This is a genomic window from Streptomyces sp. NBC_01244, from assembly GCF_035987325.1.
Lineage (GTDB): Bacteria > Actinomycetota > Actinomycetes > Streptomycetales > Streptomycetaceae > Streptomyces.
The window spans coordinates 1-13,142 of the sequence record NZ_CP108488.1 but is presented as its reverse complement, the minus strand read 5'-3'; the positions used below and the strand labels follow the sequence as shown (position 1 = coordinate 13,142).

The window sequence follows — 13,142 nt, the reverse complement described above, 5'->3', positions numbered from 1 at the left end:
GGCGCCTACTCCATTGCCCGCTCAGCCCGCCTCCAAGTCCGAAGACGGACGGCTCCCTGCTGCCCGGCTGGCCCACTGGGCGGCGCAGACGGCCAGCGGCCTGCTTACCACGGCCCCATGGTGGCTCTACGTCGCCGACCTGCCGGCCTACATCCGAAGCTTGGCCGCACCCGAGGGAGCCCCGCACGACGTCGGCCTGTACGCCGAAAAGATCATGGAGCAGGTACCCGGCCGCACCCCGCTGGAACTGTGGGAGCACGTCGCCCGGTCCGGCACCATCGCGGTGTACTCCGCGATGCGCTCGCTGCCCGCCGCAGTGCTCACGGCCCGTGCTGCCGCCAGCCTGCCCAACCGCGACGAGCACCTGGAGGGCCTGCGCAGCCACTGGCTGGTCGACTGGATCATCGACTGCGACCAGGTGAGGCCGTCAGGTCCGGCCTGCCACCCGCAGCTGCTTGCGGCACTCGTCAAGGCCGTCGGGGCACAGGGCCAGGTGGAGTACCGAGAACGCTCGGATGGCGAGCTACTTGCCCGCCTGTGGGAGGTGGTCGCTGGGCCAGGACCGGACGACGGGCGGCTCACTCGACGCCAGATCGCGGGTCAACCGCTCCTACTGGTCGACCTGGAGGACCCCTATGTCCAGGACCGCGCACGAACCGTCCCGACCTGGTCGCCCTCCGTGCTGGACACGGAACAGGTTGCGCTGGCCATCCTGCCCGGTGAGCTCCAGCAGCGGGTGCAGGCGCTGTTGTCCCCGCAGGACTACGCGGTGCTCTGTGCCTACTGTCTAGGTGTATTGATCACGAGCGTTGTTGACACCTGGCAGGTCTTGAACATGGCGAAGACCTCCGGTGTGGTGGGAGCTGTCTAGGAACCCATTGCACAACGGAGGTCTTCGTGTCCCACCGTAATGCCCGGCTGACTGTCTTCGGTAGGCGGCTGTTGGTCGATCGGGTCGCATCGGGACGTCCGGTCGCCCACGTAGCAGCCGAGATGGGCATATCGCGGGCCACTGCCCACAAGTGGGTGCGCCGGTGGCGGGCCGAGGGCGAGGCGGGTCTTCACGACCGGTCCAGCCGGCCTCACAGGACGCCGCACCGGACCCCGGCCGCCATCGAGGCGAAGGTCTGCGACCTGCGTCGGACCCGCAAGCTGGGCCCCGCGAGGATCGGCCCGGTCCTGGGCCTGCCCGCTTCGACCGTCCACCGGATCCTGACCCGCCACGGCCTGAACCGGCTCGCCTGGTTCGACCGCCCCACCGGCACCGTGATCCGCCGCTACGAACGCGACCGCCCGGGCGAGCTGGTCCACATCGACGTGAAGAAACTCGGCCGGATCCCCGACGGCGGCGGCCACAAAGTCCTGGGCCGCCAGGCCGGCCGCACCACCCGCTCCGCCATGGGCTTCGACTACGTCCACTCCGCCGTCGACGACCACTCCCGCCTCGCCTACAGCGAGATCCACCCAGACGAGAAAGCCGCCACCTGCGCGGGCTTCCTCACCCGCGCGGCCGCGTTCTTCCTCTCCCAGGGCATCACCCGCATCGAACGGGTCCTGACCGACAACGCCTGGGCCTACCGCAAAGGCCTGGCCTGGAAGAACGTCCTGGCCGACCTCGGCGCGAGCGGCAAACTCACCCGCCCCTACCGGCCCCAGACCAACGGCAAAGTCGAACGCTTCAACCGCACCCTGCTGGACGAATGGGCCTACCTACGGCCCTACACCTCAAACGACGAACGGACAGCAGCCCTGACAGACTTCCTCCACACCTACAACCACCACCGCTGCCACACCGCACTCGACGGCAAACCACCCATCAGCCGCGTCAACAACCCTGCAGGTCAATACACCTAGACGGTGCGGGAACGTGGGCGCAGGCCGCAGCCCTGGCGGTGCCGGGCTGCGATGCCGCCGCGCTTGGCGAGCGCGTGCGGCGCCGGGTCTTGCGGGACCGCAAGGAGGACGAGCGTCGACAGGCCGCCCGCGCTGCCGGGCTTGCGGCCGGCCTCCGATCCGGCGGCGTAGTCCGGTGAGCCGGGCACCGAGGCCCCGGCCGGGCCCGTACCTGCGGCTGCGGGTGGGCGGATTCGAATGCTCGCTTCAGGACCGGCCCGCCTGGCGGGGCACCAGGCGGGCGCTGGCCGCGCTCCTGCCGCTGTGTGGCCTCGCCGCAGGCGCCTCCTGGCTGCTGCGCTGAACCGGCCTCCCCGGCCGGTAGGCCGGGGAGATCCCAAGCCGTGACCGGCGACGTCGACCACTCAATATGGGTTTGGGGCGTATGTCCTCCGCTCCCCTGCGACGCTCGCAGAGCGCCCTTGACCGGCCGTGGTGCTCCCGTACCTCGGCGGCCGGGCGGACCCGCTTCACGGACATCAGCCCGTACACGGTGAGGAACAAGAGCAGGTCTGGGGAACGGCCCGAGCGCGGGTGGGGAAAATCAGAGAGCCTCATCAGTGCTCGGCCTACCCGTGAGCCGGAGCTGGACGGGTCCGGCCTGGGCTGTCTCCTCCGGCTCTGCGCGCCGGACCCACCGGGCGAGTCGGCGGCTTCGTCGGCGGTGGCGCGCTGGTCCGCTTCAACCTCTTCGCGTCGCTTCTTTGCAATGACTCACAGGCGGTCCGCAATCTGTCCATGAGCCGAGCTTGCGCAGGCAGTGGCCGGGAGAAGCGCGGGCTCGTGCACGCCACCGTCTTTCGCACCGGTGAGTGAATGCTCGCGCCCGGATGTCTGCGTGCCCCGAGCCGTAGCCCAGGGCACGCGCATCCTTGATCGCTACCACCAGTGCGTCAGCAGGAAGCGGACGATCTCCCGCGTCCCCCCGAAGCCAGCCACCCGGCAGTCTTCTTCACCATGTCGCGCTGCCACACCTTGTCGCCTGGGGCGATGCGAACACGAGGACCCCGACCAGTGGACCCTAGCGGTCGCCACCCGCTTCGGTACCTGGCACGACTACGACCTGGGAATGGCTGGCTTCCTCGTACAGCTCCTTAGCGGACACATTGCGCCGCCGCTCACCGCGCGGCTCGAGATCAGCCCAGCAACCTTCGAATCCTGGCGCGTGAAGCGCCGGCGGATGATGGCCTACGACGAGGAGTGCGGGTTGTCCTCGTCATGAGCGTCGGCCGCGTCGCCAGCATCGCCGGCCTCCCCGCCGGGGCCGTCTTCACCCACCGGTTGGGGCGCGGCGCGGACGATGTAGGTGGTGCCTCCTACCAGCCGTTCTCCGTCCTTCTGAAGAACGTGCAGCTCGCCTTGACTGCCCGCCTCCATCCCCTCCGGGAGCTGAATACTGAGGGCCACGGTGCGGGATTGGGAGGGCGGAATGCGCAGATCCTGCACCAGAGTCTGCCGGTCTTCCCCGGCGAGCAGCTCGTAGGCGTGTTGGAGGTCGAAGTAGCGGACCCGGCCCTGGCGGTCGGTGAACCGGGTGGGGAGGACCTCGGGCCCGTGATCGATCGGTCTGACGCCATTACCCGGCTGGGGACTCTGGCCGTCCTTCTCTTCCTCGAAGGCGCTGAAGAGCCGGGTCCCGGGTGGCAGATCTGCCCAGTGGACGACCATCGTGAACGGACGTTCGACATGGGCCGGGTTGTTGAGGTAGAGGACGAAGGCGTCGTCGGGGGCGGTCACGCCCGGGGACAGGCTTGCGATCTGGAGGTTCTTGAGCGTGACGTGCTTCCTCGTGGTCACCAGGGTGCCGACGTCGGTGATGCCTGCGCCGTTCAGCGGCTCCTGCGCACAAGTGGTCACTGCGAGGATGCAGGAGTGCGAAGACGCGGAGAGGGGAGCCGTGTAATCCCAGGCGAGTACGGCAGGCTCCGCAGGCTTGAGCAGAGCAACCGTGCGGGTCGGCCCGATCGGGGTCCATGAGGTGGCCGTCGGATCCCCGGTGAAGGGCCTGCCGCCTGCCCAGAAATCAGCCGGCAGCGGCGGTAGGCCTGCTGACGCATCGGCTATGAAGGCGCGCACCTGGACATTGGCCGCCGCGCCCGCGCCGCGGTTGTGCACCTGAACGTAGACACGGTTGACGCTGCCGCGCTGGAGGCTGCGGTGCTGGATGCGGCTCAGCGCCACGAAGTCGGACACCGGCGAGGTGGTCTGGAAGTTGGGCGTGGGAGCGTCAACGACTATGTCGGGGCTCTGCCACCACCAAAGCCGGTTCGTCTCGTTCGGGTCGAACGGATCAATGATGCCGATCGGCGTGCCACCACGGCCGGAGTCGACCCTGTGGTCACGCATGTACAGGTCGACCGTGCTGGCCGTAGATGCGTCGATCGGACGCTCCCACACGCTGCGGCCGTGCGTCGCGGCCCGCAGCAGTCTGCGGGGGCCGTGCACAGCGAGGTGGAAGACGGGGGCGTTGGGCAGGCCCTGATCCCACGGGTACCAGTTCAGGCCCGCGTTATCGGTGCGGAACACTCCGACATCGGCTCCGCAGAAGAGCCGGTTGTTGTCGGCCGAGTCGATGACGATCGTATTGACCGGGTTGGCGCGGGCCAGTCCGTTGGAACGCGACGTCCATGCGGTGTCGTTCGCTCCCCGGCGCCAGACATGATCGTTGATGAACTCTCCGGGGCCTTCACTCTGAAGAATGGAACCCAACGTGGCCCACACCGTGCCGGTGTTGTCCACTGCCAGGTCGGAAACAGCGGAGAGGGGCATGGGGGCGGTCACGTCGGTGCGGGTCACGTCCGAGGGGTTCCACGTCGCGCCTGTGCGCAGCAGTCGGTAGACCTGACCGAGGTTGGTTCCGATGTAGATCGTCTTGTTGTCGGAGTGAACCGCGATGGCGGTGATCGACGTGCCGACTCCTGAGGTGACGGGCGTCCAGGTGTCGGCGTTGTTGGTACTGCGCCAGAGTTCCCTGCCGCCGAAGTAGCAGGTGTTCGGATTGCCGGGATCGAAGGCGAAGGGCGAGTAGAAGCCGGCGCCACTGTTGATGCCGCTGTTTTTCAGTAGCCAGGTCTTCCCGGCGTCGTCCGAGCGGAAGATCTGATCGTGGATGTGCTGGCGATACATACGCGTGGGCTTCTGCGGGTCGATCGCTGTGAACCCGCCGTCGCCGTCGCCCACGTGCGTCCAGCCAGGCAGGCCCTCGTAGCGCTGGATGCCATTGTCCTGGGTACCACCCAGCATCACGCTGTCCCAGGTCGAGTGCTGGGCGATGGAGATGTACTGCAGCGTGGCCAGGTGCCTGTTGCGGGACGTCCAAGTCGTCCCGTTGTTCGTGGACACGTAGACCCCACCGTCATTGACGTCCCAACAGGTCGAAGTGGAGACCGGGTCGAAAGCGAAGGCATGGTGGTCCGCATGGATGCCGGGCAGGGGGGTGAAGTTGCCGCCGTTCGAGAGGCTCCGATACAGCTTCACTTCGCCCAGGAACAGGATGCTGGTATTGACGGGGTGTACGGCGACGTGGAGGTCGTAGCCGGCCTGACCGCACAGCCGGAAGAAGAAGCTGTGCGTGTGGCCGGTGGAGTCAGCGCTGGTCACAGCCGAGAAACCAGGACCACCCCTGGCCATCGTGGCGATCTGCTGTGCCGTGAGCACGAGCGTGTGCGTGTGTGGGGCGCCTCCGCCACCGCCGCTTTGCAGGGTCGTGTACGTATGGTCTGCCGCCGGAGCGATGAGGTCTGCACCTGGCACCACGACCGAGTGGAAGTGCGGCCCCGGGCCGCCCAGGCTCGAGGCGTAATCCGATGTGACGTTGAGCCGGATGGAAACGGCCGACCAGGTCGTGCCGCCGTCCGCAGTCCTGGCCATGCCGGCGAGGTCGCCGTTCAGGGCGAACACGGCAATGATCGTTGAGGGAACGCCCCGCCGCTGAGTGAGCTCAATCCGGTCGTGCTGGGTCGGCAGAGCGGGGGACGAGATCCGGGTCCAGGTCGACCACGTGCCGGAGGTGCGGGTACTCGTCCACAGACCGAAGCTGTTGAAGGCCGCGATGAGCTGCACGGTTCCGGCCGCGGAACCCGGCGGCACCAGGGCCACCAGGTCGCTGGCGCTACCGGCCCTCAGAGAAAGCCAGTTCACCCCGTCATCAGTGGTCCCGTACACGCCGATGCTGGACGAGAGGAACTGGCGCTGCCCGGTGGTGTCCGTCGGGTCGAACAGGACCCGGGAGATCTCGTCCTGTTCGAAGACGGTGGTTCCGAGCTCGGTCCACGTCGTGCCGCCGTCCCGTGACCGGAGCAGGCCGTTGCCGTAGTAGGTCCCGCCGTAGCTGTTGTTGTACTCGCCGGTCCCGGCGACGATGTGCAGCCGGTTGTTCGGGTCGATGGCCACGGTGCCGATGGCCAGACTTCGTTGGAAATCGGTCTTGGGCGACCAGGTCAGCCCCCGGTCGGTGCTCTTCCACAACCCGCCCCCGGCCGTGCCCACGTACATGGTGCTCGTGTCCGTGGGGTCGATGGCGATGGCGAGCGTCCTGCCGCTGTTCGTATCGCTGGGCAACAGGACCGGCCCAGGGCCCACGGGCGTCCAGTTCGCTGCGCCCGACACCGGGGCCGACCGGTCGGCCTCCCCCGTACGCTCTTGGCTCATGGCCGCAGGACCCGTCTCCAGCAGGTCCCGGCGGGCCCGCAACGCGCGAATCTCCTCGATCTGCCTCGCCCGGACACCCAGCGGTACACGCTCGATGTGGCCGAAACGCCGCTCGAAGAAGTAGCGGTCGCGCCCAATGGGATCCTCGAGCTCTTCTGCCTCCGCCCCTTCGCGCAGGTCGGCAGGATGGCCGTGCGGGTCTGGGGGGAACGGGTTCTCGTGTGCCCGTATGACGAGCGTGTTGCGGACGGTGATCTGGCGGCTCTCGTGTGAGGACGTGGCAGTCACCGTGTGATTACCCGGCGGCAGCCGCCATGTTGACACTTGAACAACGAAGGCCCCGGATCCGTCCGGCAGGATGCCCTCGGGTCCGGCCAGGCCGAGCGGCACACGTGCCACGTGAGCCGGACGGCCGTCGACGGTGAGACCCACGCTCCAGCCGTGCCAGCCCTCGCCCCGGACATCGACCTTCGTTCCCTGCAGACAATCCCGCGGCAACACCTCAAGCGTCGCCGTGGCGTCCGCATCACCAGTCGCACCGCTCCCGTACACGTCCATGTCGGTACACCCTCTGAGAGTCAGGGCTTCGAATGGGGCCCGGAATCTTCGGACCAGACGGCCCATGGGCCGCGCATTGCGCGTCGGGCCGTGCACCACCTACACACTCACCATAGGTTGGTGTGATGGGCCCGGCACCTCTACGGGCGCGGGTCGCCGCCGACGCGAAGGCGGACCACGGCGTGCCGATCCGATGGCGGATCCCCGGAGCACGCCTCACATTGGAAGTGGGGTGCCAGGGGCGTCGGGGTATCGGAACAGCGAGGCTGGATCATGGGTACATTCCTCCACCGCCTGCGCGGCGCATTCGCTCTCGTTCCCGCAGTGCTTCGTCAAGCACTCACACTCCTCGCCGACTTGTGGGGAGTGCTCAAGGCCGTGTGGCGACGACTGTGCAGAGGCCGACGTCCGGACCGCGATCCCTGTCACCCCTCGCTTCGAGACGTGTATGTCCGCCCGGATCCCTTGCTGTACGCGCAGTACTACCTGATGGGCCAGGGGCTGGCCGTAACGTGGGACAACCCCGATATCACGCTCTTCGACGCGGGCGTCGAGGTTTCGTCGTCCTCGCTGCTCCCGGACCACGACTACGAAGTACGGGTGCGGGTCTGGAACGGCTCCTACTCGGCGCCGGCGCTCGGGGTGAACGTATCGCTCTCCCAGCTGATTTTCGGCATGTCCACTACATCCGCAGCGATTGCGTCGACCACCGTCGACCTGGGGGTGAAAGGAACCCCCAACCATCCCGGCGTCGCCGTGTTCCCCTGGCACACGCCTTTGGAAGGCGGGCACTACTGTCTCCAGGCTCAGCTCGACTGGCATGACGATGCGAACCCCGACAACAATCTCGGCCAGGAGAACGTCCTCGTCGGTACGTTGGCTTCACCCGCCCATTTCACGTTTCAGCTCCGCAACCCTGCCGCGGTCCGGCGTGGCTTCGTGCTCGAGGCCGACACGTATCGGCTCCCGGACCTTCAGCACTGCGACGAGGGGTATCGGCGGCAGTTCGGTGACACCGAGCGGTTCGCAACGCGGATCGCCGAGAGCCGCGCCCGCTGGGCATGGGCGCTGAACACCCATGCGTACGGCACCTTTCCCGTCCCTCAAGACTGGTCAGTCCGCATCACACCCAGCGAGCCGGTCCTTGGCCCCGGCGAAGAAGTGACAGTCGAGGTCGTGATCGAACCCGAGGACCCGGACTTCTCGGGAACAAAGGCATTCAACGTTCACGGATTCGCTCGAGACCCCGATGGCAGTCGCCGACTGGTGGGCGGCGTGACCCTCATGGTGACGAAGTGAGGGATGGAGATGCCCTTCAAGAAGTACACCCAGTGCTACGAGTTCAAACGGGAGAACCTTCCCTCGAGCCTGCCGTACCGGAAGTCCGACATCCCCGGTGACGTCCTTGTCTTCCTGACGATGGCACTCACCCTTTGGGGCAGTGCGACCGTCATCGGCCTGGCGGCGGCCCCGCCGTTCGGTGCTCTCGTCGGTGCCATCGTCGGCTTCCCGATCGCCGTGACCACGAGTGTGGCCGCCGCGCTCAAGCACGCCTCGAGCCAATGGCGGTTCCACCGGCTGATCTGCCTCTCGGCGCGTCCGCAATGTGCCGTTGGAACCGTCTCCCACGGGCCGAAGAGCAGCGTATTCGAGGAGGAGTACGGGGATTTCGACAACGACGAGTATTTCGATGTGCGACTCATGCCGCATCACGATCTGGACGACTACGCGACCGTGCAAACGGTCGCGGAGAGCACATCGCCCAAGTGGGGAACCATCACCCCACCCCACGATTCGCACATAGAGGACAACCCGGCGAATGAAATATATGAGGACGGCCTTCAGGGGGAGAGGCTGCTGCGCCCACGCCCGCTCCTGCTTCCGGAACCCGGCTACAACACGGGCCAGGAACCCGAGGAGCTTCACACGGCGAGCCGTCTGCACTGCGAGGCCGAGGGAGACTTCTGGGTCCGGATGAATGACCTGGCACTGCTGTTCGGTCTACTCGCCACCGCCCTCGCCGCATTGACGGCTGCCGGCGCGGCCGGCGGATCGTGGGCCGGAGCCGGCATGGGATGCGCCTTGGGCTCGTGGTTCTTCGGGCCCGTCGGCTGTCTGATCGGCAGCATCCTGGGAGGCCTCCTCGGCGCGCTCTTCGGTGGCGCGGTAGCCGGCGCGATCAGCAAGCTGATCTTCGACGCGATCCTGAAATCCGTTTTCGACGCGGCTCCCGGAGAGGTCGAGGATGCCAACGTCGGCGACCGGAACCCCGCCCCGATCGTTGCGGGCAGCAGAGTCGCCGTACTCGGCGAGCACGTTTACGACGGCTTTCATTCCGGGTGGCACGAATTCCACCCACTGATGGCGGTCCTGAAGGTAAAGCCCGACGGCGGCACGGAACCGGATGCCATGCTCACCTGGAATCCGGCCTTCAGCCCCGCAGCGGTGCCCCCCTACGGGCTCTCGACGGACGACATGAAGCAGGGGTTGAGGAGCACGGACTTCAAGAGCCAGGCCGTGAAACTGCGGGACCAGTGGTGTGCGGAGCTGACACGAGCCTTTGAGGAGCCGGTACGCAAGACGCAGCAGAAGATGGAACACCGATGGACGATTCACCCTCTCGTCGACGGCTGTCGCCCCGCGAGCGGTCCGGATGTCGGCTGAGGAGCCGTGATGGAGCCGTACCTGGTCCCGGTTGTGCTCATCGCCGTGTTCGGCGCCTTCGCGGTCTCCGCGGCAGCTGGTTTCGGCGGCAGCCTGATCCTCGTACCCACGCTGGCCCTGGTGCTCGGCACCAAGCCCGGGGTGGCCATGGCAGCCCTCCTCCTCGCGGCCAACAACCTGGTCAAGGTGGTCGCATACCGGAAGACGCTGCCGTACCGGCAGGCGGCTCCCGTGATCGCCCTCGTTGCCGTCGGCACTTTCCTGGGCGCGAAGTTGCTGGTCTCCGCGCCGGAGCGAGCTGTGACGCTGGCTGTGATCCTCAGCTTCGTGGTGGCATTCCTGGTGGAATCGCTCCAGTTCGCGCGTATCCGGCGCCTAAGTGCACCGCTGCTGGCGTTCACGTCCGGCGCGACGTCCGGATTCAGCGGCACCTCAGGTCCCCTGAAGGGGCTCGCCGTCCGCGGTCTGCCCCTGGACCGTCTGCACCTCGTCGGTGCGCTGTCGTTGACCTCGCTGGTCGGTGACGTGACCAAGACGGCGATCTGGACGGACGCGTCGCTGCTCGTGGGCAAGGACTACCTGATCGCTCTCGCGTGCCTGCCCTTGATGCTGTCTGCGACGTTCCTCGGACGGCGTTTCAACACCAAGATCGGCGAGCGGGGCTACTCGGGCCTGTTCTGGGCCGTGATGGTGGGCTACACCGGACGTCTACTGGCCGGCTTGTGAAGACTGAGCTGGCGTCCACGGATCCGGAAAGGTGCTTGGACCTGGTCGCTGCTTTCCGAGAGCGCGGACCTGCGCCATCGGGGGACGGCCGCACGCCGCTCGGCCCGTACTGGGAACCCTGGTCGGCGGCCGCGACCCACTCGGTCCTCGGGCTGAGGATTCGGAGCTGGCAAGTCCGCATTCAAGGCTGGCGACGATCTCGGGCACACCCGGCGGTCATGCGTGCCACCCGATGCCGGATGGCGCCGAGCAGCGCCAGGTCCTCGTGTTTCTCGCCCGAGACCACGCTGGGAGCCCGATCGTTGTAGCCGGCCTGTTGCCGTTCGAAGGGTCAGGTCGCCAGGTCCCCGGCCCGTCTGGAAGGCGGCTGCGCCCCGCCCGAATGTTGGTGATGGGCGCTATGGATCCTTCATTGCCTCGCGACAGGGGTGTGCACCAGGTCGCGGGGCGTTGAGCTGGGATCTTTCGCTAAGATGTGTCGTTTCTCTGCTGAAGGCCGGTGTCGTTTCGCGCTGAAGGTTGGTTGTCGCGTGTGTGGGCTTGTTGTGCGGGCCTGAGTGCTTGGATCTCTGGGTGCCCATGGGGTGCCGCGGTGGCGTGGACTGAAGCGGTCCTGGGGACCGCTGGCCGAGAGGTTGAACGTGCCTCGGGACACGGATCTCGGCGACCGGGCGAAGGCGCTGGTGCAGCGGGGTCCGGTTACTTCGGCCGGGTGGCGGACGCATCCTGATGCCGGTTTCATCGTTTGGACGGGTATGAAGATTTTTGCTTCCGCGACGCTTGCTGTGGCGGCCCTTGTCCTGGCCGCTGTTCCCGCCTCAGCCTCTGGTGCTATCGGACAAGCCCGTTCATAGCTCGGCTCCGGTAGCGGCGGTGGGGACAGTGATGGTGGCCGGGCTTCCGAGCATCGCAATCTCAATCTTGACGGGCGAGCCGGGAGCAGTCACCAACCTGGTCAACAACCTGACGAACCCGCAGCCCAACTGAGCAAGCCTCTCCCTGAGCCGGCCGACGGCACCGACCGCGGTTCTGCGGCCGGCTGGTGGGCGCAGTGGTCCGGGTACGAGGTCGTGGGCCTGGTCCTGACCCTGTTGGCCGGGCCGCGGGCCATGGCGGACCGGGAGCGGTCGATGCGGCTGCTGAAGGCGATCGACGAAGCTGCCGACGACAGGGCGGCCGGGGGAGTTGTCGGAGTACGATGCCGCGTCTGGTTGTCCATCAGGCCGCATGGCCTGTCCCGTGACTCGGTGACTTGATCTGCGCTGGTCAGGGTGGTGCGGGGGATCTGTGAGGACAGTCGGACGCGGTGTAGCACACAGTTGAGATCGTAGGCCCCCGCAGGGGCGGCGGGGCCTGGTTCCATTCTCTATCCAGGTCCTCAGTTTGAAGCATTCTGAAGCACTGGGCACTGGGCGGAGGCTCCCCGGGCTTCCGGCCGTGGTCCGGTCGGCCTCGGGGGTCAGGGTCCGGCCCAAGCCCGACCCTGCGGCCCCCGGCGGGCGCCGGGGGCCGAATGGGAGGGAATCACGGCGGGAAGGTGCTGTGATCTTTTGCGGGCAGGAGTGGTTCAACGCTGATCAGTTGAGTAGGCCGACGGGATCGTCGAAGCCAAGGTTCTGCGGAGCTGCCAGGCATTCGTAGCCGGCTGGCGTGGTCTGCGTTGTGGGTACATCAAGACCTACCTCTTCGAAGGAGAAATCATCTGCCCAGACTCGGCCTCGACCGGACAGCATGAAGCCGTACGCGAGCATCAGGCTTTCGGGGGCGACGTTCAGAACGATGCTGTAGTGACACCAGCCCGTAGTTCCTTTGATCTGCCGGTTGAACATGTTGTCGAATGCGAGCATGTTGCCGTCGGGCCCGTCCACCCGCATCCAGATCGCGGCTTTCCGGACGTTCTCGGTCCTGACCCAGGCGGCCATACGGAGCCGCTGTCCGCGAAATGGCGTGGCGTCGACGGACTGCATGAGTGTGGCGAAGCCCCGGGCCCTCGGCATTGCGTCGATTCGGGCGCTACAGCCGGCATGGCGCGTGACCTCGGAGTCCAGGAGGGCTTCGTAGTCCTCGAACGCCCTGTCCCCGGTCACCTGCCAACCGGGGATCTCGGTCGTCGGGTCGATGCTCAGCCCGGTACTCATGTGTGTGGAAGTCTGAAACCGGATTTGCTCGGCTTCCGCACGGAGTTTGTCGGCCTCAGCCTTGCCCTTCTCCCGAGTCCCGAGGTGGTTGACGAAGGCCACGGCGGAGCCGCCGAAGAGTGCTGAGCCGAGCCCAAGCAGAGTTTCTGTGTTCACGCCGCCCCCAGAGTGAGCCTTCAAGATGGCCAGTCGGAAGTCTGGTCGTGTGGGGATAGCTGCACAAGACCGTGGTGTTGCGGAGGGGTGGGGGAGCGGAGCGGACCCGCCCAACGGGCCGGAGGCCCGGCCCCCGTGAAACGGGGTCACCTCCCGCGCTCCGCGCGGGAGCCCTGAGGCCGGCGAAGCCGGCCTGCTCCGGTGGAGCGCAGCGGAGCCGGAGCCAGTCCGGAGCGAAGCGCATGACTCCGGCCCGAAGGGCCGGCCATGGCTCGGAGCGAAGCGGAGAGCCGAGCCCGAAGGGCCCCGGCCGAGCGCAGCGAGGCCGTTCAGTCCTGAGCGCGCAGCGCTCAGGTA

Annotated in this window: 8 protein-coding genes; 5 read left to right on the top strand and 3 right to left on the bottom strand. The window is 67.2% G+C overall.

Annotated elements, in window-relative coordinates:
* Nucleotides 1-160 precede the first annotated feature (160 nt).
* Both OG247_RS00040 and OG247_RS00035 read left to right on the top strand, forming a co-directional pair.
* On the top strand, nt 161-871 hold the full coding sequence (locus OG247_RS00040; RefSeq protein WP_327250194.1) for a hypothetical protein: 711 nt from the start codon (nt 161-163) through the stop codon (nt 869-871).
* A 26-nt stretch (nt 872-897) separates the two neighbouring features.
* Complete coding sequence (locus OG247_RS00035) at nt 898-1,854, top strand: IS481 family transposase (protein ID WP_327250193.1); 957 nt, start codon at nt 898-900, stop codon at nt 1,852-1,854.
* On the opposite strand, the gene OG247_RS00030 is transcribed toward OG247_RS00035, so the two are convergent.
* Nucleotides 1,851-2,042, bottom strand: coding sequence for a hypothetical protein (locus tag OG247_RS00030; protein ID WP_327250192.1), 192 nt, complete (start codon nt 2,040-2,042; stop codon nt 1,851-1,853). The two genes, OG247_RS00035 and OG247_RS00030, sit on opposite strands and share 4 nt — an antisense overlap.
* Before the next feature lie 1,039 nt (nt 2,043-3,081).
* Entirely contained in the window at nt 3,082-7,101 is a 4,020-nt protein-coding gene (locus tag OG247_RS00025) for a WD40/YVTN/BNR-like repeat-containing protein (RefSeq protein WP_327250191.1), read from the bottom strand.
* A 444-nt stretch (nt 7,102-7,545) separates the two neighbouring features.
* On the opposite strand from OG247_RS00025, the gene OG247_RS00020 reads away from it, so the two are divergent.
* Genes OG247_RS00020 through OG247_RS00010 form a run of 3 tightly spaced genes read left to right on the top strand, consistent with a single transcriptional unit; the run spans nt 7,546 to nt 10,491 of the window.
* Nucleotides 7,546-8,400, top strand: coding sequence for a hypothetical protein (locus OG247_RS00020; RefSeq protein ID WP_327250190.1), 855 nt, complete (start codon nt 7,546-7,548; stop codon nt 8,398-8,400).
* A 9-nt stretch (nt 8,401-8,409) separates the two neighbouring features.
* Entirely contained in the window at nt 8,410-9,765 is a 1,356-nt protein-coding gene (locus OG247_RS00015) for a hypothetical protein (RefSeq protein ID WP_327250189.1), read from the top strand.
* A 9-nt stretch (nt 9,766-9,774) separates the two neighbouring features.
* Nucleotides 9,775-10,491, top strand: a complete 717-nt coding sequence (locus OG247_RS00010) for a sulfite exporter TauE/SafE family protein (protein ID WP_327250188.1) — start codon at nt 9,775-9,777, stop codon at nt 10,489-10,491.
* Nucleotides 10,492-12,068: 1,577 nt separating this feature from the next.
* Here OG247_RS00010 and OG247_RS00005 read toward each other — a convergent pair.
* Entirely contained in the window at nt 12,069-12,785 is a 717-nt protein-coding gene (locus OG247_RS00005; protein ID WP_327250187.1) for a hypothetical protein, read from the bottom strand.
* Between the last annotated feature and the right edge of the window lie 357 nt (nt 12,786-13,142).

Coding starts and splice junctions, on each gene's coding strand:
- OG247_RS00025 (WP_327250191.1), bottom strand. CDS start 7,101: ATGGACGTGTACGGGAGCGGTGCGACTGGTGATGCGGACGCCACGGCG.
- OG247_RS00010 (WP_327250188.1), top strand. CDS start 9,775: ATGGAGCCGTACCTGGTCCCGGTTGTGCTCATCGCCGTGTTCGGCGCC.
- OG247_RS00015 (WP_327250189.1), top strand. CDS start 8,410: ATGCCCTTCAAGAAGTACACCCAGTGCTACGAGTTCAAACGGGAGAAC.